This is a genomic window from Mesorhizobium sp. M7A.F.Ca.MR.148.00.0.0, assembly GCF_003997735.1.
In the GTDB taxonomy this organism is placed as follows: Bacteria; Pseudomonadota; Alphaproteobacteria; order Rhizobiales; family Rhizobiaceae; genus Mesorhizobium.
Map to the genome: position 1 here is coordinate 21,897 of NZ_RZTB01000037.1, position 26,923 is coordinate 48,819.

Here is a 26,923-nt window from a genome sequence, read left to right on the forward strand (position 1 = left end):
CTGGTATATTATCGCTTGACGCGTGAATCGATCTGCCTTTTATATACCGATCGGTAGACAATGGGGAAGTGAAGCGATGTCGAAGCTGTTGATCTTTTGTACTGCGCTGTTGCTGGCCACGCAGACCGCCAGCGCCAACGTTAAACCGTTTCCGGCCAGCTTCGAAGCGCGCGAGGTCAAGACGGACGGTGTGACGATCCACGTGCGCGTAGGTGGTTCCGGTCCTGCGGTACTAATGCTGCACGGGTACGGTGAGACGGGAGACATGTGGGAGCCGCTCGCCGTTGAAATGGCAAAGGATCACATGGTCATCGTGCCGGATCTACGTGGCATGGGTCTGTCGTCTCATCCTGAGACTGGCTACGACAAGAAAACTCAGGCTGCCGACATGGAAGCAGTGCTGCGCAGCCTAAATATCCAAAGCGTCGATCTCGTCACGCATGACATTGGCAATATGGTGGGTTTTGCCTTTGCTGCGCAGCATCGGGATCAGGTGTCCAAATTTGTGCTGATCGACGCACCTGTTCCCGGCGTCGGCCCCTGGGAAGAAATACTCAAGAACCCGCTTCTCTGGCATTTCAGGTTCGGTGGACCGGATATGGAGCGGCTCGTGGCAGGTCGGGAGCGGATTTATCTCGACCGATTTTGGAACGAGTTTTCTGCCGATCCATCACTTTTCGACGAAGCGTCCCGTGAGCACTATGCCGCTCTCTACGCTTTGCCGGGCGCGATGCACTCCGGCTTCGCGCAGTTCGCAGCCTTCGACCAGGACGCGCTCGACAACAAGGCGATCCTGGAAACGTCAGGAAAGCTGAAGATGCCCTTGCTGGCAATCGGAGGAGAAATGTCGTTCGGTACTCAAATGGCGACGGTGATGCGCTTCGCCGCGGACAACGTTACCGAGGGCGTCATTCCCGGTTCGGGACATTGGATCATGGAGGAGAATCCGGTCGCCACGGTGAAAGTAGTCACTGACTTCCTCAGATAAACGCGATCGGTTTGCTATCAGCTTTCAGGCATCGCGCAAACAGAGTTTGGTGGACGACTTGGGCGCAAAGCTGCCGTCCACTTCGCGGAAGACGTAAGTCGTGTTCGGGCAAAACTCAATCGTTCAGAGTAATTGGGTTTTGGCTCAAGCCGCCTTCTTCTTCGCCAGTCTTGCCTTGATCGAGGCGACGTCGGCGCGCGGGGTCGCGGCGAACAGCGTCCTGGTGTAGCTGTGCTTGGGGTCGGCGAAGACCTCGTCGCGCGAGCCGTATTCGACCGCCTCGCCGAAATACATCACCATCACATCGTCGGCGATGTAGCGCACCACGGACAGATCGTGGCTAATGAAGACATAGGTCAGCTGGAACTCGTCCTGCAGGTCGGCGAGCAGGTTGAGCACCTGTGCCTGCACAGAAAGATCGAGCGCCGAGACCGGCTCGTCCAGCACCAGCAGGCTTGGGTTGAGCATCAGCGCGCGGGCAATGGCAATGCGCTGGCGCTGGCCGCCCGAGAACATATGGGGATAGCGGTTGTAGTGCTCGTGGCCGAGGCCGACCTTCTTCAGCATCTTCATCGCAAGGTCGCGCCGCTCGGCCGCCGGCTTGTCGGTGTTGATCAGCAGAGGCTCGCCCAGCACGTCGCCGATCTTCTGGCGCGGATTGAGCGATCCATAGGGGTTCTGGAAGACGATCTGGACCTTGCGGCGCATCTCTTTGGTCAATCCGCCCTTGGCGATGTCGACCTTGTTGCCGTCGATGAACAGGTCGCCTGACGTCGCCGGATCGATCAGCGTGATGATGCGGGCGAGCGTCGACTTGCCGCAGCCGCTCTCGCCGACGATGGCCAGCGTCTTGCCCTTGTCGACCTTGAACGAGACGCCCTTGACCGCGTGCACGGTACGCGGCCCGGTGAACAGGCCACCACCGATGTGGTAGTCGCGGACAATGTTCTTGCCTTCGAGAACCGTGGTGCTCATGAGGCGGCTCCAACTGCCGAAGGCGCCGGCTCGAACATCATGTCGGAAACGGTCGGCAACCGGTCGCCGACGGCGTTCTCCGGCAGCGCCGACAAAAGCGCCCGCGTGTAGTTGCTCTTGGGCGATTCAAACAGCGACAGCACGTCGGCCTCTTCCATCTTGCGGCCCTTGTACTGGACGATGACGCGATCGGCGGTCTCGGCCACCACGCCCATATTGTGGGTGATCATGATCAGGCCCATGCCGTATTTGGCCTGCAGCGAAACCAGCAGATCGAGGATCTGCTTCTGGATGGTGACGTCGAGCGCCGTCGTCGGCTCGTCGGCGATCAGCAGCTTCGGATTGCAGGCGATGGCGATGGCGATCATGACGCGCTGGCATTGGCCGCCCGACATCTGGTGCGGAAACGAGCTCAGCCGTTCTTCCGGATCGGCGATGCCGACCAGCTTCATCAATTCGATGGCGCGGGCCCGCCGCTGAGCGCGATCCATGCCCATGTGGAAGCGCAGCACCTCCTCAATCTGGAAGCCGACGTTGAAGCACGGGTTGAGGCTGGCGACCGGCTCCTGGAAGATCATCGAGATGTCCTTGCCGACGATCTTGCGGCGTTCGGACGGGCTGAGCTTCAGCAGATCGACGCCGTCGAAGGCCATGCGGTCGGCCTTGACGGTTGCGGTGTTGGGCAACAGGCCCATCACCGCCAGCATCGCCACCGACTTGCCGGAACCGGACTCGCCGACGATCGCCAGCACTTCGCGCGGCTCGACCGACAGGTCGATGCCTTGCACGGCCATGAACGGTCCGGCCGCGGTGTCGAAGGAAACGGTGAGGTTCTTGATCTCGAGCAGAGGCATGCTCACGACCTCTTCAGCTTGGGGTCGAGCGCGTCGCGCAGGCCGTCGCCGATCAGGTTGATGGCGAAGACGGTGATCAGGATGGCGAGGCCGGGGAAGGTCACCACCCACCAGGCGCGCAGGATGAACTCGCGCGCTTCGGCCAGCATGGTGCCCCATTCCGGCGTCGGCGGCTGCGCGCCCATGCCGAGGAAGCCAAGGGCCGCCGCCTCGAGGATGGCGTTGGAGAAGGACAGCGTCGCCTGCACGATCAGCGGCGCGATGCAGTTGGGCAGGATGGTGACCAGCATCAGCCTGAGATGGCTGGCCCCGGCGACCTTGGCCGAGACGACATATTCGCGGGTCTTCTCGGCCATCACGGCGGCGCGGGTGAGCCGGGCGAAATGCGGCTGCAGCACAAAGGCGATGGCGATCATGGCGTTGACGAGGCCAGGGCCGAGAACCGCGACAAGCACCAGGGCCAGCAGCAGCGACGGGAAGGCCAGGATGATGTCCATGACGCGCATGATCAGCGTGTCGACCCAGCCGCGGCAGTAGCCGGCGAGCAGGCCGAGAATGACGCCTGAGATCAGCGCTGACGTGACGACGACGAAGCCGATGGCGAGCGAGAACCGCGAGCCGTAGATCAGCCGCGACAGTATATCGCGGCCGACAGCGTCGGTGCCGAGCAGGAACTGCGCGTTGCCGCCTTCCTGCCAGGCCGGCGGCGTCAGGAAGAAGTCGCGGAACTGATCGTCCGGCGAATGGGGCGCCAGCAGCGGCGCGAAGATGGCGATCAGGATCAGCAGCGCAAAGACGAAGAGCCCGATCACCGCGCCCTTGTTGACGGAGAAGTAGTGCCAGAACTCGCCGAACATCTGCAGCCTCGCGTCCTGCGGCTTGACGACGGTCGCGGCTTCGATGGTGGCTGGGCCTTCGTTGCTCATGTCAGTTGGCCCGGATGCGTGGGTTGATGACGGCGTAGAGCACGTCGACGATGAGGTTGACCGACATGACGATCAGCGCGATCAAAAGCAACCCGCCCTGCACGGTGAAATAGTCGCGCTTGGAAATGGCGTCGATCATCCATTTGCCGATGCCGGGCCAGGAGAAGATGCTCTCGGTCAGGATGGCGCCGGTCAAAAGCGTGCCGACCTGCAGGCCGATGGTGGTGACGACCGGGATCAGCGCGTTGCGGAAGGCATGCAGGCCGATGACGCGGCGCGGCGCCAGGCCCTTGGCACGCGCGGTGCGGACATAGTCCTCACCCAGCACTTCGAGCATCGCCGAGCGCGTCTGCCTGGCGATGACTGCGAGCGGGATAGTGCCGAGCACGATCGTGGGCAGGACGAGGTGCGACAGTGCCGAGCGGAATGCGCCCTTCTGGCCCGAGATCAGCGAATCGATGGTCATGAAACCGGTCACCGGCTTGAAGAAATAGAGAAGGTCGATGCGGCCGGAAACCGGCGTCCAGTGCAGCGTGCCGGAGAAGACGATGATCAGCAGCAGGCCCCACCAGAAGATCGGCATGGAATAGCCCGCCAGCGCCGTGCCCATGGTCAGCTGGTCGAACCAGGAACCACGGCGGATGGCGGCGAAGATGCCGGCGGCGACACCCAGGACAACGGCAAAGATCATGGCGAAGATGGCGAGCTCGACCGTTGCCGGGAAGCGAACCAGGAAATCCTTGAGCACCGGGGTCTTGGTTGAAAACGAGGTGCCGAAATCACCGCTGAGGATGTTGGTCAGATAGGTCAGATATTGTTGCCAGATCGGCAGGTCGAAACCGAACTGGTGCATCAGCGCCGTGTGGCGTTCGGGCGACAGGCCGCGTTCGCCCGCAAGCACCAGCACCGGATCACCGGGCAGGATGCGCACGAAGCCAAAGGCGAGGATGGTTATCCCGATGAAGGTCGGGATGATGAGGGCGAGCTTGCCGAGGATATAACGCAGCATGGCGGGCGAGTGGGGGCGTCACCACATGGTGGCGCCCCCGTTTCGCAACCTTATTCGGCGATATCGACGCCGTCGAAGCGGTGGATCCCGAGCGGATCCATCGCAAAGCCGGTGACGGTCTTCTGCATCGGCATGAACACCTTGGAGTGAGCGAGCGTCGCCCAGGGTGCCTGTTCCTTGAAGATGACCTGTGCCTGTTCATAGAGCTTGGTGCGCTCGGCCTGGTCCGAAACGGTCTTGGCCTTGTTGATGAGCGCATCGAAGTCCTTGTTGCACCATTCCGCGCGGTTGTTCGAACCGACGGAAGCGCAGCTCAGGAGCACGCCGAGGAAGTTGTCCGGATCGCCATTGTCGCCGGTCCAGCCGACGATGACGGCGCCGTCGTGATCGACCGCGGAAGCGCGCTTGAGGTATTCACCCCAATCGTAGCTGACGATCTCGACGGTGACGCCGACTTTGGCGAAGTCCGACTGGATCAGTTCGGCGGTGCGGCGCGCGTTCGGCATATATGGGCGCGACACCGGCATGGCCCAGACGTTCATCTTGAGGTCCTTGACGCCGGCCTCTTCAAGCAGCTTCTTGGCCGCATCCGGATCGTAAGGATCGTCCTTCACTTCCTTGTTGTAGGACCACATGGTCGGCGGGATCGGATTGATCGCCACCTGCCCGGCGCCCTGGAAGACGGCGTCGATGATGGCCTTCTTGTTGATGGCCATGTTGAGGGCCTTGCGGACGCGCACGTCGTCGAACGGCTTCTGCTGGGTGTTGTACATCAGCGCGCCGACATTGAGGCCTTCCTGCTCCTCGACCTTCAGGTTCGGATCGGCCTGCAGGCCGGCGATGTCGGCCGGTGCCGGGTACGACATGATGTTGCATTCGCCGGCTTTGAGCTTCTGCGCGCGCACCGCCGGATCGGTGGTGATGGCGAAGACCAGATCGTCGATCTTCTGCTTGCCGCCCCAATAGTCCGGGTTGGCCTTGTAGCGGATGGCGGCGTCGGTCTGGTAGTCGACGAAGATGAACGGACCGGTGCCGATCGGCTTCTGGTTGAACAGCTCAGGCGTCTTGTCGGCCTGCAGCTTGTCGGCATATTCCTTGGAGACGACCGAAGCGAAATCCATGCCCAGCGTTGGAATGAAGGTGATCGCCGGCTCCTTGAGGGTGAACTTCACCGTCAGGTCGTCGACCTTCTCGACCTTGGCGATGTTTTCGCCGAACTGGTCATTGTAATACTGGTATGCAATACCCGGAATGTACTGAAACCAAGGGCCGTTCTTGTCGACCTGGCGTTCGAACGAGAACACCACGTCGTCAGCGTTGAAGTCGCGCGTCGGGGTGAAATAGTCGGTCGCGGCGAACTTGACGCCCTTGCGCAGCTTGAAGACATATTCCTTGCCATCGTCGGAGATCGTCCAGCTCTCGGCCAGGCCCGGCGAGGTCGTCGTCTTGCCGTGATCGAATTCGACAAGGCGGTTGAAGACGGTGCGCGATGACGCGTCGAACGTCTGGCCTGCGGTATACGGCGCCGGATCGAAACCCTCCGGCGAAGCTTCCGCGCAGTAGACCAGAGTTTTCGCATTGGCCACGCCGCCCAGGACGCTTGCAGCCAGCAACGCGGCTGCAAAAGTCAGCTTCTTATTCATTGAGCACTCCCTGATGTTCTTCCAAGCCCCTCTATCAGGCTCGCGAAGCGCGCATATAAGCACCGTTTTTCCGGCTTTGGAACACCCCGTTTGCTTACCCCGCGGGAAGCAGGAAAAAAATCCGCTATTTTGCCAGATTGCAGAAAAAATTAGCAGTTTCTTCCATTCACGAGATTGTTAACAACCGACTTTTTTTATTGATCGCCAAGCTGACGATATAAATGTTCCCCGCGCTTCCGAGCGGCCGAGGGAGGCGCCAGAACACCGTTTGGCAGCGCTGGCGGCGGCAAGGACTTTCGACGGCAAATCTTTCGCCGTGTTGCCGCAAGGGCAAGACTTGCACGGTCACCAAGGGAGGCAATACATAGGGTATAACGACCGCAGCGGAGGGCGCCCTTGTCAATTCAGAGGCGAGGTCAATTCAGGGGCGAGCGCGGCGCGAATGAACAAGACTTGTCCAGGGAGGAACGGGTGGCAAAAGCATCAAGGACGACGACGGTGAAAGCGGGAGCCAAGGCGCCGTCGAAAGCAGCCGGCACTGCCAAGCCGAAAGCACCCGTTGCCAAAGCCGCCACGCCGAAGGCGGCCGCGGCGCCCGTAAGGGCAAGCACAAAGCCGGCGGTGAAAGCCCCGGCCAAGGCCGCGGCCGGAAAGACGGCGCCGGGGAGTAAAGCGGGTGCGGCAAAGCCTGCTGTCAAGCAGGCGTCGAAGGCTGCGGCGGCGGTGAAGGCCCCACCGGCGGCAAGGCCGGCCGACGCCATCGCCAACCGATTGCCGAAAGCATTGACGGCGCTGGCCGCCGGCTTGCCGGAAAAGCCGTGGCTCAAGAGCTATCCGAAAAACGTGCAGGCGGAGATCGGCGCCCTGCCCTACAGCTCGATCGGCGATTTCCTCGTCGGCGCCTGCAAGCAGTTTTCCGCGCAGCCGGCCTTCACCTGCATGGACAAGTCCATCAGCTACACCGATGTCGAGCGGCTGTCGGCGGCCTTCGGCGCCTACCTGCAATCGAAAGGCCTGCAGAAAGGCGCGCGCGTCGCGCTGATGATGCCGAACGTGCTGCAATATCCGGTGGCGATGATGGCGATCTTGCGCGCCGGCTATGTCGTGGTGAATATCAATCCGCTCTACACGCCGCGCGAGCTCGAACACCAGTTGAAGGATTCCGGTGCGCAAGCCATCGTCATCCTGGAAAACTTCGCCAACACCTTGCAGGCGGTGATCGCGAGGACGGCGGTCAAGCATGTGGTGGTCGCCGCGATGGGCGACATGCTCGGCGGCCTGAAGGGCACCATCGTCAATTTCGTCGTTCGCCGGGTGAAGAAGATGGTGCCGGCATGGTCCTTGCCCGGCCATGTCAAGTTCAATGCCGCCATGAAGGCCGGCGCCGGCATGGGCTTCAAGCCGGCCAAGGTGGAAGCCGACGATGTCGCCTTCCTGCAATATACGGGCGGCACCACGGGCGTGTCGAAGGGCGCCACACTGCTGCACAGAAACGTGCTCGCCAACGTCGCGCAGAACGCGCAGTGGATGGAGGACGCCTACACGATCAAGCCGAAACCGGCGCACCCCAACTTTATCTGCGCGCTGCCGCTCTATCATATTTTCGCGCTGACCGTGAACGCACTGATGGGCATGCAGCAAGGCGCCCGCAATGTGCTCATTCCCAATCCGCGCGACATTCCCGGCTTCGTCAAGGAACTGCAGAAGTATCCGGTGCACATCTTTCCCGGCCTCAACACGCTGTTCAACGCGCTGCTCAACAATGAGGATTTCCGCAAGCTTGACTTCAAGCCGCTGGTCCTGACGCTGGGCGGCGGCATGGCGGTGCAGAAGGGCGTCGCCGAACGCTGGAAGACGCTGACCGGTTGTTCGGTCACCGAAGGCTACGGCCTCTCGGAAACCTCGCCGGTCGCCACCGCCAACAAGTTCACCGCCGGCGACTTCACCGGCACCATCGGCTTGCCGCTGCCCTCGACCGAGATCGCCATCCGCGACGACGACGGCAACAATTTGCCGCTCGGCGAGGTCGGCGAGGTCTGCATCCGAGGACCGCAGGTGATGGCGGGCTACTGGAACCGGCCCGATGAGACCGCCAAGGTGATGACCAAGGATGGCTACTTCAAATCCGGCGACATGGGCTTCATGGACGAGCGCGGCTACACCAAGATCGTCGACCGCAAGAAGGACATGATCCTGGTTTCGGGCTTCAACGTCTATCCCAACGAGCTTGAGGAAGTCGTGGCCATGCATCCGGGCGTGCTCGAAGTGGCGGCGGTCGGCGTGCCGGACGAGCATTCGGGCGAGGTGCCGAAACTGTTCGTGGTCAAGAAGGATCCGGCGCTGACCGCAGAGACGCTCACCGCCTTCTGCCGCGAGAACCTGACCGGCTACAAGCGGCCCAAATACATAGAATTCAGGACCGAGCTGCCGAAGACGCCGGTCGGCAAGATCCTGCGGCGAGCGTTGCGCGAATAGTGGACGGCGATCTTGCCGACAACGATGCTCTGGATCGATGCTCACGCCTCGACCCGGCAACCTTCATCAAGGCGAACATGCGCCTTGTCCCCGTGCCTGCGCTTCCAGAAATCCAGTTTTATACAGCTCACCCCGGCAGCGGATTGAGGCGGCTCGTCGAGCCCGAAGACGATGCGGAAGACGCGCCGGAGCCACAACCGCCCTACTGGGCCTATGCATGGGCCGGCGGCACCGTGCTCGCACGCTATGTCCTTGACCATCCAACAACCGTGGCGGGACGCCGCGTGCTCGACCTTGGTGCCGGCTCCGGCCTTGTCGGCATCGCTGCCGCCAAGGCCGGGGCACGCGAAGTGATCGCCGCCGAGATCGACCGCAACGGCGTTGCCGCTCTTGAGCTCAACGCGGTCGCCAACGGCGTTGCCATCACAATAATAGGCGAAGACATCACCGCCGGTCCGCCGCCGGCAGTTGACCTCGTGCTCGCAGGCGATGTTTTCTACGGGCGCGACGTTGCTTTACGCGTCACCCCGTTCCTCGATCGCTGCCTGGCAGCCGGCATCGACGTGCTGGTCGGCGATCCCCGTCGCAACGATCTGCCGCTGTCCCGACTGCGGTTGCTCGCCGAATACCAGGTGCCGGATTTCGGCGACGCGAAGGGTGCTGCAACCAAGCCGAGCGGTGTCTTTTCGTTTGAGGCGGAAGAGCGCTGACGCTGAGATCAATCCCAGTCACTCGGAATGGCCGGGTTCGACCTCGTCCCGGACCTTTGTCAGGTGAGTACGACTGCCAGAAGGCTGCCATACAGAGCTGACATTCGGCGGCGCAAAATTGGGGTATGATCCAAGGCGCGTTATTCGGGCGTCGTAGGGTGGCTCGGCGAGTCGCAAAACGGCGGGATGGCGCGTTGCTGCCATCACCCCCGGCAATGTCGATGTTGCGTTGTCTAACGCTCAGTTCTTCAAGGTCCCCGTCTCAAGCTTGGAGTGCCGCATGGTTGGCCCGCAAGAACTCGGCCGCTGTCATCGGCTTGCGGCCCAAGAGTTTCTCGAGATCCCCCGCCGTGCCGCCCCATTCTCCGGCGTTGATGCCTTGCACCCACACAAGCGCGAAGCGGGCGGCCTGCTCGGGCAGACCCGCCGCCACTAAGTGGGCGATGTAATCGTGATCCGAGCCGGAAACAAACGGCACTCGCTTGCCGCTGACATCCGACAGGATCTGTGCGACATCCGCGAAGGACACGGCGGGATCGCCATACAGCGAGTATGTCTTGTATTCATGGCCGTCTTGGCTCAGCACAATGGCATGCGCCTCTGCTAGGTCGTCACGGCTGGCATAGCCCGCCTTGCCCGCACCAGCCGGCACGTGAACCCCGGTCTCCAGGGCGTTTCCGCCGATGTAGAATGGGATGCTCTCGATAAAGGGCGGATGACGGACGAGCGTGTAGGCTAGGCCGGATGCCTTCAGTTTTTCCTCGACGAACAAATCCTGCTCGGTGATATCCGGCAAGGTGAAGGCGGATCCTGCTTCGTGGATGATCGGCATATAGACGATGTGCTTAACGCCCGCCTGCCGAGCTGCGCTAATGGCATTTTGGTGCTGGGTATTGCGATCGGTAAAGGCGGTGGCGGATACGAGCATTAGCTTATCAATGCCCTCGAACGCGCGCACCAGTCCGTCATATTCGAGATAGTCGCCCTGGCGGATCTCAATCCTATCGGCCGCCAGATCGGCCGCCTTGGCGGGATCGCGGGCCAGGCCGACGAGATCGCTGGCGGGCAACCGCTTCAGGAGATGTTGGAGAGTTTTTCGGCCGATATTGCCGGTTGCGCCGGTTACGAGGATCTTGGCCATGGTGATTTCCTTTGGGCTTTTGCACATCGACACCGTCGTCCGATCCAGGTAAGTCAGAACAGACCTGCAAACCAGTACCGACTATTTGGTAAGTGCCAAAATTCGGAGATCGACGTGACCGAGACAAATTTCCAATGCGGCCTGGAAGCGGTTCTTGCCATCCTTGGAGGCAAGTGGAAGCCGCTTGTCGTCTATCATCTGGCCAGCGGGCCCAAACGCACCGGTCAACTCCGCAGGCTCGTTACCAACGTGAGCGAGAAAATGCTGATCCAGCACCTGAAAGAACTGACGGATGATGGCGTTATTCGTCGCATTGACTTTCAGACGGTGCCGCCGCACGTCGAGTATGAACTAACCGACTTTGGTCAAAGCCTGGCCGGAGTACTCGCGCCCTTGTGCGAATGGGGAACTCATCATACGTCCGAGGTAGCCCTGATCGTGCAAAATCGATCGCGCCCTTCTGCAGGTGCGTAGCGGTCCCAAATCTGGCGGTGGACCAAGGTCCGCCTTTGAGGGAACAGCCCGTCTCCTTTCCACCAATCTCAGCCGTGGGCGGGAAAGCCCAAGTTAATTTGCCCGGCCTCCGCCGTCAGATCGTCTCCTTGACCCGCGCCGAGAGAAAATCCGGCAGGTCGGCGACCGAATCCAGGACCACATCGGCAATGCCGGCCAGCGATTCGCGGGTGCCGGTGCCGGAGAGCACGCCGACCGCCAGCCCGCAGCCGCCGGCACGCGCCATTTCGAGGTCGTGCCTGTTGTCGCCGACCATGGCGATTTCCGCCGGCTTGAGGCCGGTGAGGTCGCTGAAGGCCAGGATGGTGTCGGGCGCCGGCTTCGGATTGGCCACCGCGTCGTAGCCATAGGCCGCGTCGAACAATTGGGCGACGCCGAGCGTCACCAGCGTCTTTTCCGCGCCGCTGGTCGAATCGTTGGTGGCGACGCCAAGCCGGTAGGATTTCCTGTGCAAGGCCGTCAAGGTGTCGACGATGCCGGGCAATGCCACAGCCATTGTCGAGCCCTGTATCGAGGTGATTTCGTTGAAGCGGGCAACCGCAAGCATCTGGTCCTCGTTGGACAGGCGTGGGAACCACAATTCGACGACGTCGAGATTGGTGCCGGACGCAAAGATCGAGTCCGGTTTGAAGCGCTTGTTGGCGAAATCGAAGCCGGCGGCGGCCAGCAGCCTGTCGGCTTTCCAGCGATCACCCTCGGACGCATCCATGGCCATGAAATCGGCAATGCCGAGCCAGGTGGCGTTGAAGTCGACAAGCGTTCCGTCCTTGTCGAACAATATTCCCTTGATGTCTGCCAAACTTTTCACTCCGAGCCACGCAAATGGTGGATGAATCCCACGAGGCCAGCGGTCGATGCATCCCGCTTGGCGGCACTTTCCTTGCCCTTCACGACAGGCAACAGGCCGGTGGCCAGTTCCTTGCCGAGTTCGACACCCCACTGGTCGAAGGAGTTGATGTTGAACAGCGTGCCCTCGACAAAGACGCGGTGCTCGTAGAGCGCGATCAGCCGGCCGAAGGTGCGCGGGTCGAGTTTGCGGTAGAGGATGGTCAGCGAGGGCCGGTTGCCCGAGAAGACGCGGTGCGGGGCTATCTTGTCGACCTCGGCCGGCTTCATGCCCTTGGCCAGCATCTGGGCGCGGGCTTCGTCCAGCGTGCGGCCCTTCATCAGCGCTTCCGACTGCGCCAGGCAGTTGGCGAGCAGCAGATCGTGCTGGTGTTTGAGTTCCGGCTCGTGGCCGACCGCCGCGGCGAGGAACTCGACCGGGATGAAATCGGTGCCCTGGTGCAGCAGCTGGAAGAAGGCATGCTGGCCGTTGGTGCCGGGCTCGCCCCAGACCAGCGGTCCGGTCGGCGTCGTCACCTCTGTGCCTTCGAGGGTGACGCTCTTGCCGTTCGATTCCATGTCGAGCTGCTGCAGATAGGCCGGCAGCCTGGACAGGCGCTGGTCATACGGGATGACGGCGCGCGCCGGGTAGCCGCAGATGACGCGATGCCACCAGCCGACCAGTCCAAGCAGCGCCGGCAGGTTCTCCTGCACCGGCGCGGTGCGGAAATGCTCGTCCATCTCGTGCGCGCCATCGAGGAAGGCGCGAAAATTCCGCGGGCCGACAGCGATCATCACCGGCAGGCCGATGGCGCCCCAGAGCGAATAGCGGCCGCCGACCCAGTCCCAGAAGCCGAAGACGCGATCCGGCTCGATGCCGAACTTGGCCACCAGGTCGAGTGCGGTGGAGACGGCGGCGAAATGCTTGCCGACCGCTTCCTTACCCAGTGCTTCCTGCACCCATTTCCGAGCGGTTTCGGCGTTGGTCATCGTTTCGACGGTGGTGAAGGTCTTGGAAGCGATGATGAAAAGCGTGGTTTCGGCGGACAGGCCCTTCAGTGTGTCGTGGATATGGGCGCCGTCGATGTTGGAAACGTAATGTGCGCGCGGCCCGTCATGATAGGGCGCCAGCGCCAGCGTCGCCATGGCCGGGCCGAGATCGGAACCGCCGATGCCGATGTTGACGATGTCGGTGATCTTCTTGCCGGTGGCGCCAGCCGCCTTGCCCGAGCGCACGGCATCAGCAAAGGCGCCCATGGCGTCGAGCACGGCGATGACGTCAGCCTTGACGTCCTGGCCATCGACGGTGACGCCCTTGCCGGTCAGGTTGCGCAGCGCCGTGTGCAGCACGGCACGGTCCTCGGTGACGTTGATCTTCTTGCCGGCGAACGTGGCGGCGCGGCGGCCTTCGAGATCGGCGGCCTGGGCGAGCTTTTCCAGCAGATCCATGGTGGTCGCGTCGACCGCGCATTTCGACCAGTCGAGCAGCAGATCGCCGTCGGTGGCGGAGAATTCCACGAACCGCTTGGGATCGGCGGCGAAGGCCTGGCGCATGTTGGCGGGCACCGCCGCGCGGTGGTCACGCAAGGCGGCGAGCTGTTTTTGAAAGGACGATTGATCCACTGCCAAACTCCGAGACCTCGAGCCATCATTACGGACCGGATGTTTCCGGCGCGTGTCGTCGCGACAATCTATCGGGCCGAACTCCACCCGATTCAATGCGCAGCGATGACGCACACCGTCACCCAGCGATGACGCAGACGTCACGCGGCGATGACGCAGACGTCACGTACGGTGTCATCGCCGGGATGAGGCGCCGCGTCACCCCAGGATGCCGCAACGCGGCATCAAAAGGACGTGAAGGATCACTGGCATAAATCCCAACGATCAGAAAAATTGATTGGCGCAACCCCTTGTGCCACGGTTACGTTCGGCTGGTCCAGCCAAGCGGAAAAGGCTGGCCATCAAGGAAATCTCCCATGCCACAGCGAAACGACACGGCGATATGGTCCGGCCTGTTCCGGATTTCGGCCGAATCCGGCCAAACCCTGCAGGCGCAGATCCGCCAGGCCATCGTAGCCGCCATTCTCGACCGCCAGATCGCCGCTTCTATGCCGCTTCCTTCCTGCCGGATCCTGGCCGAAAAACTTGGCGTGGCTCGCGGAACCGTGGTGCTGGCGTTCCAGCAGCTCGTCGACCAGGGTTTCCTGGTGGCGCGCGAGCGGCGTGGCCATTTCGTCAATCCCGATGTGCTGGCGACACCGGCCAAGCCGCACCAGAAGGCGCCCGACCAGGCCAACGAGATCGACTGGAAGGCACGCCGCAAGATCGCCGCCAGCGACATGCCGCCGCCGGCCAAGCACGAGAACTGGATCAAGTCGTCCTATCCCTTCGTCTACGGGCAGTTCGACCCGGCGCTGTTCCCGACCGCCGAGTGGCGCGAGTGCAACCGCATGGCCCTTGCCGTGTTGGAAATCCGCAACTGGGCGTCCGACATGGTCGACCGTGACGATCCGCTGTTGATCGAGCAGATCCAGGCGCGGCTCCTGCCCCGGCGCGGCATCTTTGCCAACCCGGACGAAATCATCGTCACGCTGGGCGCCCAGAACGCGCTCTACATGCTGGCGACGCTGCTGATGTCCAAAGGCTCCAAGGTGGCGATGGAAGACCCGGGCTATCCCGATGCCCGCTCGATCTTCCGCCTTGCCGGCGCGGAGATACAGCCGGTGCCGGTCGACCAGTCCGGCATCGTAACTGCTTCTATCCCCAACGATTCCGGCTTCGTCTTCGTCACGCCCAGCCATCATTGCCCGACCATGGTGCCGTTGTCGGCAGAGCGGCGGCAGGATCTTCTGGCGCGAGCCAACCGCTACAACCAGATCATCATCGAGGACGGCTATGACAGCCAGCTTCTCGACGAGGCACCGCAGCAAGCACTGAAGAGCCTCGATCGTTCTGGCCGCGTCGTCTATGTCGGCTCGATGTCCAAGACGCTGGCTCCGGGCCTGCGGCTCGGCTACATCGTGGCGTCCGCCGGACTGATCGCGGAGCTCAGGGCGCTGCGCCGCTTCATGCTGCGTCACCCGCCGGCCAACAATCAGCGCGCCGTAGCGCTGTTCCTGTCGCTCGGCCACCACGAGGCGCTGGTGCGGCGGCTGTCTTCAGCCTTCGACGAGCGGCGTAAGCGGCTGGTCCATGCGATTTCCGCCTTCCTGCCGGAATGGCGTTCGACCGATTCGGCCGGCGGCACGTCGCTGTGGCTCGAAGGGCCGCGCGGCACCGATTCGCGCGGGCTGGCCGAGGCAGCCGCCTCGCGCAGCGTCATCATCGAGCCAGGCGACCGTTTCTTCGATCGCACTGAAAAGCCTTCGCGTTTCATGCGGCTGGGCATCTCGTCGATCGCACTGCAGCACATCGAGCCAGGCATTCGCGAACTGGCCACGGCCGCCGGACGCAGACCCGCGGCCGCCTGATCCATCGTCGATCTCTCGTGACCGGAGCCGTTCGCAGCGGCTCCGGTATTTTAGCTCTGGCACATGGAACTGGGCCAGCTGGCCCATAGGATGGGCCAGTGCCAGCGGCATAGTCGGCGTCAGGGGAAGAAGCAGGCCGATGGTGGACCAACCGCCACGAATTCCTGCCGACGAAGGTGGAGTGCTTCCATGCCAGTGGCTGTCGAACAGCAGGACACGCCGGCGAACCGTCGTCCGCAGCGCTCCGGTCTTCGCGAAACAGGACATGCCATGCGATTATCTCCCCTGGTGGAGGATACCAGACCACAGCACAAGGCCATCGAGGGCGGCGGCTACGGGCCGCTGCGCGGGGATGACCGCGAGCGTATCCACGAGGGCGTGCTGACGCTTTTGGAGACAGTGGGTTTCGCCAACGCCATTCCTTCCTGCATAAAGGTGCTGACCAAGATGGGGGCGGTCCACGGCGACGATGGCCGCGTCCGCTTTCCGCGCGCGCTCGTGCTCGACACCATCAAGCGAGCGGCACGACATTTCACGCTTCATGGCCAAGACCCCAGGCACGACATGGTGGTCCAGGGCAAGCGCGTGCACTACGGCACGGCAGGCATCGCCGTGCACCTGGTGGATCTGGAGAAGCGCGAGTACCGCGAGTCCAAGCTGCAGGATATTTATGATGCCGCCCGCATCGTCGACGGGCTGGACAACATCCATTTCTTCCAGCGGCCGATGGTGGCGCGCGACATCGCCGATCCGCTCGAGATGGATTTCAACACGCTTTATGCCTGTGTGATGGGAACATCGAAGCACGTCGGAACATCCTTCACCGTGCGTGAGAACGTGAAGCCTGCGCTTGAAATGCTGTACGCCATCGCCGGCGGCGAGGAGAATTTCCGTGCCCGGCCGTTCGTTTCCAACTCCAACTCATTCGTCGTGCCGCCAATGAAGTTCGCCGAGGATGCCTGCGGCGTGCTTGAGGCCTGCGTCGAAGGCGGCATCCCGATCCTGCTGCTGTCGACCGGCCAGTCCGGCACCACGGCACCCGCGGCGATGGCCGGCGCCGTCGTGCAAGCAGTGGCCGAAGTGCTGGCCGGCCTCGTCTATGTCAACGCGCTCAAGCCCGGCCATCCGGCGATCTTCGGCGCATGGCCGTTCATGTCGGACCTGCGCACCGGCGCCATGGCGGGCGGGTCGGCCGAGCAGTCGGTGGCAACGGCGGCCTGTGCCCAGATGGCGCAATTCTACGACCTGCCCGGTGGCTCCGCCGCCGGCATGACGGATTCGAAATTGCCCGATATTCAGTCCGGCTACGAAAAGGGCATCACCAATGTGATGGCCGGCCTCTCCGGCCTCAACCTCGTCTACGAGGCGGCCGGCATGCATGCCTCGCTGCTCGGCTTCTGCCTGGAGAGCCTGGTCATCGACAACGACATGCTCGGTCATTGCCTGGGCTGCGCGCGTGGCATCGACGTGACTGACGAGGCCCTGTCGATCGACAGCATCGCCGAGGTCTGCCTCAAGGGTCCGGGCCACTATCTCGACAACGAACAAACGCTCAAGCTGATGCAGACCGAGCACTTCTATCCCGCCCTCGGCGATCGTTCCTCGCCGAAGGAATGGAACGAAAAAGGCCGGCCTGATATATTGCTGCGTGCGATCACCGAGAAGAAACGCATTCTTGCCGAGCGATTTCCGCGCCACGTGCCAAAACAGGTCGACGACAGATTGCGTGCCCGCTTCGGCAACCTGATCCACCTGCCGCGCACGCAAATGGGTGCCTGACCGGAGACGAGTTCGTGCAGCCATACAGCCACCACCCGGAACCAATTCAGGACGGAAAACCGCTTCACACTTTTCCTGGAATTGCGCTCTTCGTTTGACGCAATTCCTAACAGAAAACCGCTTCACACTTTTCCTGGAATTGCTCCGGGATCAACCATCGGGCAGAACGACAAATGAGTGTGCATCCTATCCAGCAAGCACCCACCGACGGCGACGCGATCGATCGGCTGGTGGCATCTCATCGGCCAGGTCACGGCCTGGTGCGCGCCTTCTATCATGATCTGGCGATCTTCGAGCGCGACATGGAACGTGTCTTTCGCCGCCACTGGCACTGCCTGGCGCATGCCAGCGTCATCGCGAACCCGGGCGATTTCGAGCTGTTCAAGCTGGGTGACGAGGCGGTCATCCTGACGCGCGGCATGGATGGCACCGTGCATGCCATGCTCAATGTCTGCCGCCACCGTGGTGCCGAGGTCTGCACCAAGGAGAAGGGCAATGCGAAGATGTTCGTGTGCCCCTACCACGCATGGGCCTATTCCAATGACGGATCCTTGCGTGCCGCGCGCCTGATGCCAAAGGATTTCGACCGCTCGGCGCACGGGCTGAAGAAGCTTCATGTCCGCGTCGCTTCCGGGCTGGTCTTCATTTCCTTCGCCGAGACGCCGCTCGATTTCGATCCGATCGAACAGTCGCTGCGCACGAGCTGCGGCCAATATGGCTGGGGCGACGCCAAGGTGGCGTATCGCCAGTCCTATGCGCTCGACGCCAACTGGAAGCTCGCCGTCGAGAACTATGTCGAATGTTACCATTGCGGGCCGGCGCATCCGGAATATTCGCAGACGCATGCGCTGGAAAAACCGGCCGAGATGATCGAGCAGCTCAATGCCGCGATGGAGCAACGCACCTGCGCGCTCGGCATCGAGATCGGCAGCGCCAACCGCTGGCAGAACTCGGCCGCCGGACAGGAGGCGATCCACACTTTCCGCTATGCGCTCTATGACGGCGTTTCCAGCGGCAGCAAGGACGGCTCGCCGGTCGCGCCGCTGATGGGCCGTTTCACCGACTATGATGGTGGCGTGACATCGATCCATCTTGGCGGTACGACCTTTCTCGTCTGTTATCCCGATCACGGCATGATCTATCGTTTCATCCCGAAAACAGCTGGTACCTGTGAGATGGAGCTGATCTGGCTGGTGCGCGGCGACGCGGTCGAGGGCCAGGACTACGATCTGGAGAAGCTGACCTGGCTGTGGAAGGTCACCACCGAAGAGGACAAGAAGATCATCGAGCACACCGCGCGCGGCGTGCGCTCGCACTATTTCGTGCCCGGACCGATCGCGCCGATGGAATACAACGAACTGCGCTACATCGGCTGGTATCTCGAGGAGATCAGCCGGGCCTGATCGGCTCGGCTGCCGCAGGGGATCAGGCAGATCTTGCCTTTCGCGTCATTCCGCGCTGAGCCCGTATCGGTCGACGACTTCAGCGTTGATGAGCTTGGCATGCAGCGTCATCAGCACGATCTGCGCGTCGAGGCTGTCGCCGGTTTCAAGTGCCGCCTCGATGCGACGCTCGGCTTCCAGCGTCCGCTCATGGCCATTGGCTTGCTCGAAGGTTTCCGGACCCGCGATGCAATAGCTGCATAATTGTGCCACCGACGCATAGGTGCCCGGCGGCGGCTCGTCGGGCCAGCGATCCTTCATCAGGTTGACGAGGGTAAGCTTCACGCCCTCCGGCACAAGGGCTGGATGCAGATCGGCGCCGCGCAAGGCATCGTCGAGCTGCCTCAAGTCGCCCGAACGGCCGAACATTCCGAGGAAGCCGAGGGAAGAGCGCCGTCCGGCCATGATGTTTCCTTCCGTTTCCAGCCCACTTAGGTGGTGGGCAAGCGGATTACAAAGGCGGTGCTGTCTAACCAGCCGCCGCCAGCAAGACCCCTGCAAGGGCGGATAGCGCGAGTGTCGGCAGCATGCCGACTTTCAGCTTCAGGATGGCGACCATGGCGGCCACGGATAGCAAGGCCGCACGCCAGTCGATGGACGAAAGCACCGGCACGTTCATGCCAAGCCCCGTCGCGTGCACCTCACGGAAAATGACATGCAAAGCAAACCATAGGGCCAGATTCATGATCACCCCAACAATTGCGGCGGTGATCGCGCCCAGTGCGGCCGACAATGCCTTGTTGCCGCGCAAGGCCTCGATGTAGGGCGCCCCGAGGAATATCCAGAAGAAGCAGGGCGTGAACGTCACCCACAGGGTGAGCAGCGCCCCCAGCGATCCGGCAAGTAACGGGTCGAGCGAGCCGGAATGGCGGAACGCGGCGATGAAGCCGACGAACTGCAGCACCAGGATGAGCGGTCCTGGCGTCGTTTCTGCAAGTCCAAGACCGTCCACCATTTCACCCGGCGCCAGCCAGCCGAAGGACTGGACGGCTGCCTGCGCGACATAGGCGAGCACCGCATAGGCGCCACCGAAGGTGACGACAGCCATCAGGCTGAAGAACCGGCCTATCTCGGTCCAGACGCTTGCGGAGCCGGTGAACCACCAGATCAAAAGAACAGGCCCGAGCCAGATCGGCAGCCAGATGGCGAGGGTGCGCGGCGCGTGCCATTTGGTCGGTTTGACATGGGCCAGTTCGCCACGCTCGAACATCAGGTCGACCGCTCCCTTGGAGTCGGCAACACCGTCCTTGCCATGGGCCGAGCCGGAAAACAGGCCGGGAGCAACGCGGTCCCCCAGCCATCCCGTCAGGCCGGCGAGAAGGACGATGAGCGGAAACGGCACATTCAACGCATAGATGGCAATGAACGCCGCGACCGCGATCGACACCATGACCCGGTTCTTGAGGGCGCGTCGCCCGATCCGGATCACCGCCTCGATGACAATGGCGAGCACCGCCGCCTTCACCCCGAAAAACAGCGCCGCGACGAGCGGCATGTCGCCATAGAGGACGTACAGGCTGCTCAAGGCGAGCATGACAAGCGCGCCCGGCACGACGAACAGGATGCCGGCGACAAGGCCACCGGCCGTCCTGTGCAGCAGCCAACCGATGTAGATGGCGAGTTGCTGGGCTTCCGGGCCAGGCAGCAGCATGCAGTAATTCAACGCATGCAGGAAACGCCGTTCCCCGATCCAGCGCCGCTCCTCGACCAGTTCCTTGTGCATCAGTGCGATCTGCCCGGCCGGACCGCCAAAGCTGAGCAATCCGATTTTCGCCCAGACCTTCGTGGCTTCCGCGAAGGTCGGCGCAGCCGGAACCGGGATGTTTTCCGCTGTATCCGCCGGGACGAGAGCGCTCATGTCGGTTTCCCCGCAGCGGGCCAGTTGTGCGTTTCTTCGGTGGCGTCGCGACACCAGCGGAAGAACGCGTCGTAGAGCAGCATGCCTGCTTCCAGTTGTTCCAAATCGTCGCGGAACATACGCGACAGACCCAGCGAGGCAGCCAGAAAACCGGCCGCCTGGGGCACCAGGTCGAGGCTTGCGGTGTCGGCCGCGCGCACGATCAACGCCAGGCGATCGAGCGCCCCGGATTCCAACCCGAACTCCTCGATCATGGTGTCGAAGGTGCAGCGTTCGCCGCGATGGCTCCAGAACACATTGTCGATGTCGAACGGCACGGCCTGAAAGCGGTCGGCAACAGCCAATACTTCAGCGGGTTCGACAAACAGGAACACGGCGTCGGGGTCGAGGAAACGCCGGATCAGCCATGGGCAAGCGATGCGGTCGACCTTCGGGCGGGATCGCGTCACCCAGACGGTGGCGCCCTTTTCATTGCGTGGCGGCAACTTGGCGGTGCGGACCAGAAGCCCCCCGGCATCGCGCCAGGCCTCAAAGCCGCCTTCAAGGGATTCGGCTGATATCCCCTCATGGCGCATCCATGCGACGACGCCTTGCGAGAGCTTTTGCCCCTTCTGGCAGACGACGGCCACCGGCTTGCCGGCGAATGCAGCGGCCCAGGTCGAAACGGTTTTGAAATCGCGCCGGCACGACGCCGGCAACAGCCGCGGATCGGCGTCGAAATCTTCATCTATGCGAACATCGACAATGACAGGTGCACCCGGCAGACCTATGAGCCGGGACAATTGCGGTACGGTGATAGCGGTTGTTGACGGCATGGCGTCCACCTCCTGAAAAGAGAAGCTTGGACGCGAACGTTGGGCTGACGCCTCACGGGGTCGTCGCGATGCACCCCTTGTCATGATGGTGGATTTGTTGGGCGCGCTTGTCAAGGACGGTGACCGTTCTCGACCCACCCGGCCGGGATGCAACACGCTGACCGGAAAACCGACGGCGGCCTGATTTGATCAAGCCGCCATCCGTCGATTCAGATCAATGATTGTCCCGCGGCACGCCGCTGGTGTGCGCGACATCCTGGTATTTCACCGCCGGCTTCAGCACCATCCCCTCCGAGAACTGCGCGACCATGCCGCGCTGGATCTCCTGCCAGGGCGTCTGGTGCTTGGGATAGTGGAAGCCACCATTGTTCTGCAACTCGGCGCGGCGCCGGGTGATCTCGTCGTCGGTGACGAGGATGTCGGCCGTGCCCTTGCGCAAGTCGATGCGGACCCGGTCGCCCGTCTTGAGCAGCGCCAGTCCGCCGCCGATCGCGGCTTCCGGCGAGGCGTTGAGGATCGAGGGCGAACCCGACGTGCCCGACTGGCGGCCGTCACCGATGCAAGCGAGCGCGTGGATGCCCTTCTTGATGAGATAGGCCGGCGGCTGCATGTTGACGACCTCGGCACCGCCGGGATAGCCGACCGGGCCAGCGCCGCGCATGAACAGGATGGTGTGTTCGTCGATGCCTTGCGCCGGGTCGTCGATGCGGGCGTGGTAATCCTCCGGCCCGTCGAAAACCATGGCGTTACCTTCGAAAGCCTCGGGATCCTTGGGGTTGGAGAGATAGCGTTCGCGGAATTCCGGCGAGATGCCGCTGGTCTTCATGATCGCCGAATCGAACAGATTGCCCCGAAGATTGATGAAGCCGGCATTGGCCTTCAGCGGCTTGGCGACAGAGCGGATGACGTCGGGATTTTCGTTGGCAACGCCCTCGCTGTTCTCACCGATCGACTTGCCGTTGACGGTGCGCGCGCCGGGATGCGGCAACAGCCCGCCCTTCATCAGTTCGGCGATGACCGCCGGCACGCCGCCGGCATGATGGTAGTCCTCGCCGAGGTATTCGCCCGTCGGCTGCAAATTGACCAGCAGCGGCACATTGAGGCCGACCGTCTGCCAGTCGTCATTGTCGAGCTTGACTCCAAGGTGGCGGGCGATGGCGTTGAGATGGATAGGCGCGTTGGTCGAGCCGCCAATGGCCGAGTTGACGACGATGGCGTTCTCGAAAGCCTCCCTCGTCATGATGTCGGACGGCTTCAGATCCGCATGCACCATCTCGACGATGCGTTTTCCGGTCTCATAGGAAATCTGGCCGCGCTCGCGGTAGGGCGCGGGAATGGCGGCCGAGCCCGGCAACTGCATGCCAAGCGCCTCGGCCAGCGAGTTCATCGTGGTGGCGGTGCCCATGGTGTTGCAATAGCCGGTGGACGGCGCCGACGAGGCGACGATGTCCATGAACTCGTCATAATCGATTTCGCCGGCCGACAGGCGCTGGCGTGATTCCCAGACGATGGTGCCGGAGCCGGTGCGCTTGCCCTTGTGCCAGCCATTGAGCATCGGGCCGACCGACAGGGCGATCGCCGGGATGTTGACGGTGGCCGCCGCCATCAGCAGGGCCGGTGTCGTCTTGTCGCAACCGATGGTCAGCACGACGCCATCGAGCGGATAGCCGTAGAGCACCTCGACAAGGCTGAGATAGGCAAGGTTGCGGTCAAGTGCCGCGGTCGGGCGCTTGCCGGTCTCCTGGATCGGATGGCAAGGAAACTCGAAAGGAATGCCGCCCATCGAGACGATGCCTTCGCGCACACGCTTGGCGAGTTCGATATGGTGACGGTTGCAAGGCGACAGATCCGAGCCGGTCTGGGCGATGCCGATCAGCGGCTTGCCGGACATCAGTTCGGCGCGCGTCAGACCGTAATTGAGATAGCGCTCGAGATAGAGCGCCGTCATGCCCGGGTTGTCGGGATTGTCGAACCACTCCTGCGAGCGAAATTTTTTCTTATGGGTGGGGGCGCCTGCCATCATGGTCTCCGTATTTGTAAGACAAATCGATATGGCAACGCGCGGGAGCAGGCAAGAGGGCGTGCGGTCGCAACCGGACTTTGGTGCGATAGACACGCACCGAGCCGTGCGTTACGGGTTCGGGCAGTCTTGTCCGGGAGGTTTTCATGGCTTTGGTGATCGAAGGCGAGGAGCGCATTGCCGCACCGCTGCAAAAAGTGTGGGAAGCGCTGAACGATCCCGAGGTCTTGAAGGCGACCATTCCCGGCTGCCAGAGCCTGGAGATGAAGTCGCCGACCGAGATGGCGGCAACCGTGGTGGTGAAGATCGGACCGATCAAGGCGACGTTCAACGGCGAAGTGACGCTGAAGAACCTGAAGCCGCCGCACTCCTACACCATCCAGGGCGAAGGCAAGGGCGGCATTGCAGGCTTCGCCAGGGGGGGCGCCGACGTGACGCTGACGGCGGATGGACCCGACGCCACGATATTGAACTACGCGGCCAAGGCCGATGTCGGGGGCAAGATCGCACAGCTTGGCAGCCGTCTGATCGAATCGACCTCGAAGAAACTGGCTGGACAGTTTTTTTCCAGCTTTGGCGAGAAGGTCGGCGCGGCCTAGGCTGCAGCACGGCGGCGCCTGCTATTCAAACACAATACTCGGCACGGCAGCAGCAGCCGCACCACGCTCTTCGTTGACCCGGTCCCAGACCTTCGAGGCGATGTCGCGGTAGATTTTCGCTTCGGGGCCATCGGGCTTGGAGACGACAACCGGCGTGCCGGCATCCGAGCTTTCGCGAATGCCCATTTCGAGCGGCACCTCACCGAGGAAGGTGACGCCGAGGCGCTCGGCCTCGCGGCGGGCGCCGCCATGGCCAAAGATGTCGTAGCGCTTGCCGGTGTCCGGGGCGATGAAATAGCTCATGTTCTCGACGATGCCGAGCAACGGGACGTCGACCTTCTTGAACATGTTGAGGCCTTTTCGCGCGTCGATCAGGGCCAGATCCTGTGGCGTCGAGACGATGACAGCACCAGCCAGCGGCACCTGCTGGGCCATGGTCAACTGCGCGTCGCCAGTGCCGGGCGGCATGTCGACGACGAGCACGTCGAGACGGCCCCATTCGACCTCGCGCAGCATCTGCGTCAGCGCCGACATCACCATCGGGCCGCGCCAGATCATCGGCGTTTCCTCGTCGACGAGGAAACCCATCGACATTACCTTCAGGCCGTAATTCTCCATCGGTTTCAGGATCTTGCCGTCGACGGTCTGCGGCCGGCCGTGGATGTTGAGCAGCCTGGGCATGGACGGTCCGTAGATGTCGGCATCCAGCACGCCGACGCGCAGGCCGTTGGCGGCGAGGCCGAGCGCGATGTTGACGGCGGTGGTCGACTTGCCGACGCCGCCCTTGCCGGAAGCAACGGCAATGATCGCCTCGATACCGGGCACGCCACGTTTGCCCGAACTGTGCGAGGCGGGCGCGTGCGGAGCCGCACGCGGCGCGGCGGCAGCGGGCGCAGCCGGCGGAACGGGCCTGGGTGCGGGGCGCGACGGAACCGGCGCCTCCATGCCGCCGCCCTTCTTCTCGGCCGTCAGCGCGACGACCGCGCCGGCGACCCCGGGGATTGCCTTGACGACGCGCTCGGCGGCGGCGCGCAGCGGCTCCATTTCCTGGGCACGAGCGGCGGGAACGGTAATCGAGAAGAAGACCTTCCCGTCGGCGATGAAAATCTCCGAAACCATGCCGAGGTCGACGATGTTGCCGGTGAAATCCGGCCCGTTGACCGTCTTCAGACGCTCGATGACGATTTCCTTGGTGACGGACATGGCAGTTTTTCCTTACGCAGCTTGCGCCTGAGATGCAGCTTGCACCTGAGATAATGCAGTTTCCGGACAGAACCAAGCCGTGGAGCAATGGCTGCCTTGGCGTGCCTGGAAAAGCGGCGGGTCCTGTCGGATTTCATCCGCGCCAAACGTCTTCCAGATAATCGAGCGCCGATGCGGCCAACAATCAGGTCGAGCGACAGTCGTCAAACGATCGCGGCGACCTATTTCGGTGACCAGCACGGGGTCGACAACCAGGAAAGGAGACCATCATGCTCGCAAACAGCAATGCAACGGCCAATCTCGCGGTGAAGGATCTCGCGAAAGCCAAGGCTTTCTATGAGGGAACGCTTGGCTTGAAACAGGTGCACGACGAGGGGGGCGAACTGATCGTCTACAAAAGTGGCGATACCACCATCAACGTCTATCACTCCCAATTTGCCGGAACCAACAAGGCGACAGCGGTGACATGGATGGTTGGCGACGAGATCGGCAGCATCGTCAAGGAACTGAAGACGAAGGGCGTCACCTTCGAGCACTATGAGATGCCGGGCTTGACGCTGGAGGGCGATCTCCACGTCGGTTACGGAATGAAGGTCGCCTGGTTCAAGGACCCGGACGGCAACATCCTGAACCTTGTGGACAGGTAGATTTCTTTACGTCACCTCGCCAGGCCAACCGCCAGGTAGGTGAGCGCCGAAATCAAAGCGGTGGCCGGCAAGGTGACGATCCAGGCAATGACGATGTTGCCGGCAATGCCCCAGCGCACGGCCGAGACGCGGCGGGCGGCGCCGACGCCGATAATGGCGCCAGTGATGGTGTGCGTGGTCGACACGGGAATGCCGAGCCAGGTCGCGGCAAACAGGGTGATCGCCCCGCCGGTCTCGGCGCAAAAACCCTGCATCGGGTTCAGCCGCGTGATCTTCGAGCCCATGGTGTGGACGATGCGCCAGCCGCCGAACAGGGTGCCGAGCGCCAGTGCCGCCTGACAGGTGAGGACAACCCAGAGCGGTACATGGAAAGTCGCGCCAAGCATGCCTTGCGAATAGAGCAGCACGGCAATAATGCCCATGGTCTTCTGCGCGTCATTGCCACCGTGCCCGAGCGAATAGAGCGAGGCGGAAAAGAACTGCATGACGCGGAACGTGCTGTCGACCGCAAACGGCGTCTGGCGCACGAACAGCCACGAGACGACAAGAATCAGGACGAGCGCCAGGATAAAGCCGGTCGCTGGCGACAGGACGATTGCCGCAACCGTCTTGCCAAGCCCTGTCCAGACGATGGCGCCCACGCCTGCCTTTGCCACACCGGCACCTACCAGGCCGCCGATCAACGCATGCGAGCTGCTCGACGGGATGCCGGCGATCCAGGTGACGATGTTCCAGACGATGGCGCCGACGAGCGCCGAGAAGATGACCGCCGGGGTGACGATGCTGACATCGACGATACCCTTGCCCACTGTCTCGGCGACGTGGAGGCCGAAGAACATGAAGGCGATGAAGTTGAAGAAAGCCGCCCACAATACCGCGTATTGCGGCCTTAGCACGCGGGTGGAGACGATGGTGGCAATGGAGTTGGCGGCATCGTGCAAGCCGTTGAGAAAGTCGAAGAACAGCGCGACGCCGACGAGGCCGACCAGCACGGGAAAGGCAATGGTGGCTTCCATCACCTAGACATT

The 26,923-nt window shown here is 62.5% G+C and carries 23 protein-coding genes; 9 read left to right on the forward strand and 14 right to left on the reverse strand.

What is annotated here, in order from left to right; genetic code table 11:
- The first annotated feature begins 76 nt into the window (after window positions 1-76).
- A complete protein-coding gene (locus EOB49_RS16200) occupies window positions 77-988 on the forward strand; it encodes an alpha/beta hydrolase (protein WP_127381548.1) in 912 nt (303 codons plus the stop codon).
- A 144-nt stretch (window positions 989-1,132) separates the two neighbouring features.
- On the opposite strand, the gene EOB49_RS16205 is transcribed toward EOB49_RS16200, so the two are convergent.
- From EOB49_RS16205 to EOB49_RS16225, 5 genes are all read right to left on the reverse strand, one after another.
- Entirely contained in the window at window positions 1,133-1,963 is an 831-nt protein-coding gene (locus EOB49_RS16205; protein ID WP_023811483.1) for a dipeptide ABC transporter ATP-binding protein, read from the reverse strand.
- Window positions 1,960-2,817 (reverse strand): ABC transporter ATP-binding protein, encoded by an 858-nt coding sequence (locus tag EOB49_RS16210; protein ID WP_127381561.1) that lies wholly within the window; start codon window positions 2,815-2,817, stop codon window positions 1,960-1,962. Before EOB49_RS16210 ends, EOB49_RS16205 begins: the two co-directional genes overlap by 4 nt.
- Window positions 2,818-2,819: 2 nt before the next feature.
- The gene (locus tag EOB49_RS16215) at window positions 2,820-3,674 is read right to left on the reverse strand and encodes an ABC transporter permease subunit (RefSeq protein ID WP_245472727.1); all 855 of its coding nucleotides are present in this window, start codon (window positions 3,672-3,674) and stop codon (window positions 2,820-2,822) included.
- A 70-nt stretch (window positions 3,675-3,744) separates the two neighbouring features.
- Window positions 3,745-4,752 carry an ABC transporter permease subunit gene (locus EOB49_RS16220; protein ID WP_013891362.1) on the reverse strand — a complete coding sequence of 336 codons (1,008 nt, stop codon included), beginning with the start codon at window positions 4,750-4,752 and terminating at the stop codon, window positions 3,745-3,747.
- Between the two features lie 50 nt (window positions 4,753-4,802).
- Complete coding sequence (locus tag EOB49_RS16225; RefSeq protein WP_127381550.1) at window positions 4,803-6,395, reverse strand: ABC transporter substrate-binding protein; 1,593 nt, start codon at window positions 6,393-6,395, stop codon at window positions 4,803-4,805.
- A gap of 471 nt (window positions 6,396-6,866) precedes the next feature.
- Between EOB49_RS16225 and EOB49_RS16230 the strand changes: the two genes are divergently transcribed.
- Together EOB49_RS16230 and EOB49_RS16235 are read left to right on the forward strand one after the other, a co-directional pair.
- Window positions 6,867-8,870, forward strand: a complete 2,004-nt coding sequence (locus tag EOB49_RS16230; RefSeq protein ID WP_127381551.1) for a long-chain fatty acid--CoA ligase — start codon at window positions 6,867-6,869, stop codon at window positions 8,868-8,870.
- A 77-nt stretch (window positions 8,871-8,947) separates the two neighbouring features.
- On the forward strand, window positions 8,948-9,580 hold the full coding sequence (locus EOB49_RS16235) for a methyltransferase (protein ID WP_127381562.1): 633 nt from the start codon (window positions 8,948-8,950) through the stop codon (window positions 9,578-9,580).
- A 262-nt stretch (window positions 9,581-9,842) separates the two neighbouring features.
- On the opposite strand, the gene EOB49_RS16240 is transcribed toward EOB49_RS16235, so the two are convergent.
- A complete protein-coding gene (locus EOB49_RS16240; RefSeq protein WP_127381552.1) occupies window positions 9,843-10,721 on the reverse strand; it encodes an NAD(P)H-binding protein in 879 nt (292 codons plus the stop codon).
- Window positions 10,722-10,835: 114 nt separating this feature from the next.
- Here EOB49_RS16240 and EOB49_RS16245 point away from each other — a divergent pair, with 114 nt between their 5' ends.
- Window positions 10,836-11,195: a helix-turn-helix domain-containing protein gene (locus EOB49_RS16245; protein ID WP_127267317.1), complete on the forward strand. Its 360-nt coding sequence runs from the start codon at window positions 10,836-10,838 to the stop codon at window positions 11,193-11,195.
- 115 nt (window positions 11,196-11,310) lie between these two features.
- Here EOB49_RS16245 and EOB49_RS16250 read toward each other — a convergent pair whose 3' ends face one another.
- On the reverse strand, window positions 11,311-12,033 hold the full coding sequence (locus EOB49_RS16250) for an HAD family hydrolase (protein ID WP_127381553.1): 723 nt from the start codon (window positions 12,031-12,033) through the stop codon (window positions 11,311-11,313).
- 5 nt (window positions 12,034-12,038) lie between these two features.
- Complete coding sequence (gene pgi / locus EOB49_RS16255) at window positions 12,039-13,682, reverse strand: glucose-6-phosphate isomerase (RefSeq protein ID WP_127381554.1); 1,644 nt, start codon at window positions 13,680-13,682, stop codon at window positions 12,039-12,041.
- Between the two features lie 356 nt (window positions 13,683-14,038).
- On the opposite strand from pgi, the gene EOB49_RS16260 reads away from it, so the two are divergent.
- The 3 genes from EOB49_RS16260 (at window position 14,039) to EOB49_RS16270 (ending at window position 18,714) form a co-directional block, all read left to right on the forward strand.
- Window positions 14,039-15,532: a PLP-dependent aminotransferase family protein gene (locus EOB49_RS16260; RefSeq protein ID WP_024503382.1), complete on the forward strand. Its 1,494-nt coding sequence runs from the start codon at window positions 14,039-14,041 to the stop codon at window positions 15,530-15,532.
- A gap of 189 nt (window positions 15,533-15,721) precedes the next feature.
- Complete coding sequence (locus EOB49_RS16265; protein WP_127381555.1) at window positions 15,722-17,311, forward strand: trimethylamine methyltransferase family protein; 1,590 nt, start codon at window positions 15,722-15,724, stop codon at window positions 17,309-17,311.
- A gap of 173 nt (window positions 17,312-17,484) precedes the next feature.
- Window positions 17,485-18,714, forward strand: a complete 1,230-nt coding sequence (locus EOB49_RS16270; protein WP_127381556.1) for an aromatic ring-hydroxylating dioxygenase subunit alpha — start codon at window positions 17,485-17,487, stop codon at window positions 18,712-18,714.
- Window positions 18,715-18,759: 45 nt separating this feature from the next.
- Here EOB49_RS16270 and EOB49_RS16275 read toward each other — a convergent pair whose 3' ends face one another.
- From EOB49_RS16275 to EOB49_RS16290, 4 genes are all read right to left on the reverse strand, one after another.
- Window positions 18,760-19,158, reverse strand: coding sequence for a hypothetical protein (locus EOB49_RS16275; protein WP_127330695.1), 399 nt, complete (start codon window positions 19,156-19,158; stop codon window positions 18,760-18,762).
- 64 nt (window positions 19,159-19,222) lie between these two features.
- Window positions 19,223-20,611, reverse strand: coding sequence for a chromate transporter (chrA, locus tag EOB49_RS16280; RefSeq protein WP_127381557.1), 1,389 nt, complete (start codon window positions 20,609-20,611; stop codon window positions 19,223-19,225).
- Window positions 20,608-21,426: a chromate resistance protein ChrB domain-containing protein gene (locus EOB49_RS16285; protein WP_127381563.1), complete on the reverse strand. Its 819-nt coding sequence runs from the start codon at window positions 21,424-21,426 to the stop codon at window positions 20,608-20,610. Before EOB49_RS16285 ends, chrA begins: the two co-directional genes overlap by 4 nt.
- A 214-nt stretch (window positions 21,427-21,640) precedes the next feature.
- Window positions 21,641-23,446 carry an IlvD/Edd family dehydratase gene (locus EOB49_RS16290; protein ID WP_127317739.1) on the reverse strand — a complete coding sequence of 602 codons (1,806 nt, stop codon included), beginning with the start codon at window positions 23,444-23,446 and terminating at the stop codon, window positions 21,641-21,643.
- A 146-nt stretch (window positions 23,447-23,592) separates the two neighbouring features.
- On the opposite strand from EOB49_RS16290, the gene EOB49_RS16295 reads away from it, so the two are divergent.
- Window positions 23,593-24,045: a carbon monoxide dehydrogenase subunit G gene (locus tag EOB49_RS16295; protein ID WP_127381558.1), complete on the forward strand. Its 453-nt coding sequence runs from the start codon at window positions 23,593-23,595 to the stop codon at window positions 24,043-24,045.
- 21 nt (window positions 24,046-24,066) lie between these two features.
- Here EOB49_RS16295 and EOB49_RS16300 read toward each other — a convergent pair whose 3' ends face one another.
- Window positions 24,067-25,248, reverse strand: a complete 1,182-nt coding sequence (locus EOB49_RS16300) for an Mrp/NBP35 family ATP-binding protein (protein ID WP_127381559.1) — start codon at window positions 25,246-25,248, stop codon at window positions 24,067-24,069.
- 269 nt (window positions 25,249-25,517) lie between these two features.
- Between EOB49_RS16300 and EOB49_RS16305 the strand changes: the two genes are divergently transcribed.
- Window positions 25,518-25,895, forward strand: coding sequence for a VOC family protein (locus tag EOB49_RS16305; protein ID WP_127317735.1), 378 nt, complete (start codon window positions 25,518-25,520; stop codon window positions 25,893-25,895).
- 11 nt (window positions 25,896-25,906) lie between these two features.
- Here EOB49_RS16305 and EOB49_RS16310 read toward each other — a convergent pair whose 3' ends face one another.
- Window positions 25,907-26,911 (reverse strand): inorganic phosphate transporter, encoded by a 1,005-nt coding sequence (locus EOB49_RS16310; protein ID WP_127381560.1) that lies wholly within the window; start codon window positions 26,909-26,911, stop codon window positions 25,907-25,909.
- Window positions 26,912-26,923: the final 12 nt, after the last annotated feature.

Excerpts from the sequence above, each read along its gene's own strand:
- EOB49_RS16200 (WP_127381548.1), top strand. The coding sequence starts at position 77 with ATGTCGAAGCTGTTGATCTTTTGTACTGCGCTGTTGCTGGCCACGCAG.
- EOB49_RS16205 (WP_023811483.1), bottom strand. The coding sequence starts at position 1,963 with ATGAGCACCACGGTTCTCGAAGGCAAGAACATTGTCCGCGACTACCAC.
- EOB49_RS16210 (WP_127381561.1), bottom strand. The coding sequence starts at position 2,817 with ATGCCTCTGCTCGAGATCAAGAACCTCACCGTTTCCTTCGACACCGCG.
- EOB49_RS16215 (WP_245472727.1), bottom strand. The coding sequence starts at position 3,674 with ATGTTCGGCGAGTTCTGGCACTACTTCTCCGTCAACAAGGGCGCGGTG.
- EOB49_RS16220 (WP_013891362.1), bottom strand. The coding sequence starts at position 4,752 with ATGCTGCGTTATATCCTCGGCAAGCTCGCCCTCATCATCCCGACCTTC.
- EOB49_RS16225 (WP_127381550.1), bottom strand. The coding sequence starts at position 6,395 with ATGAATAAGAAGCTGACTTTTGCAGCCGCGTTGCTGGCTGCAAGCGTC.
- EOB49_RS16235 (WP_127381562.1), top strand. The coding sequence starts at position 8,948 with ATGCGCCTTGTCCCCGTGCCTGCGCTTCCAGAAATCCAGTTTTATACA.
- EOB49_RS16240 (WP_127381552.1), bottom strand. The coding sequence starts at position 10,721 with ATGGCCAAGATCCTCGTAACCGGCGCAACCGGCAATATCGGCCGAAAA.
- EOB49_RS16260 (WP_024503382.1), top strand. The coding sequence starts at position 14,039 with ATGCCACAGCGAAACGACACGGCGATATGGTCCGGCCTGTTCCGGATT.
- EOB49_RS16265 (WP_127381555.1), top strand. The coding sequence starts at position 15,722 with ATGCCAGTGGCTGTCGAACAGCAGGACACGCCGGCGAACCGTCGTCCG.
- EOB49_RS16270 (WP_127381556.1), top strand. The coding sequence starts at position 17,485 with ATGAGTGTGCATCCTATCCAGCAAGCACCCACCGACGGCGACGCGATC.
- EOB49_RS16275 (WP_127330695.1), bottom strand. The coding sequence starts at position 19,158 with ATGGCCGGACGGCGCTCTTCCCTCGGCTTCCTCGGAATGTTCGGCCGT.
- chrA (WP_127381557.1), bottom strand. The coding sequence starts at position 20,611 with ATGAGCGCTCTCGTCCCGGCGGATACAGCGGAAAACATCCCGGTTCCG.
- EOB49_RS16285 (WP_127381563.1), bottom strand. The coding sequence starts at position 21,426 with ATGCCGTCAACAACCGCTATCACCGTACCGCAATTGTCCCGGCTCATA.
- EOB49_RS16290 (WP_127317739.1), bottom strand. The coding sequence starts at position 23,446 with ATGGCAGGCGCCCCCACCCATAAGAAAAAATTTCGCTCGCAGGAGTGG.
- EOB49_RS16295 (WP_127381558.1), top strand. The coding sequence starts at position 23,593 with ATGGCTTTGGTGATCGAAGGCGAGGAGCGCATTGCCGCACCGCTGCAA.
- EOB49_RS16300 (WP_127381559.1), bottom strand. The coding sequence starts at position 25,248 with ATGTCCGTCACCAAGGAAATCGTCATCGAGCGTCTGAAGACGGTCAAC.
- EOB49_RS16305 (WP_127317735.1), top strand. The coding sequence starts at position 25,518 with ATGCTCGCAAACAGCAATGCAACGGCCAATCTCGCGGTGAAGGATCTC.
- EOB49_RS16310 (WP_127381560.1), bottom strand. The coding sequence starts at position 26,911 with ATGGAAGCCACCATTGCCTTTCCCGTGCTGGTCGGCCTCGTCGGCGTC.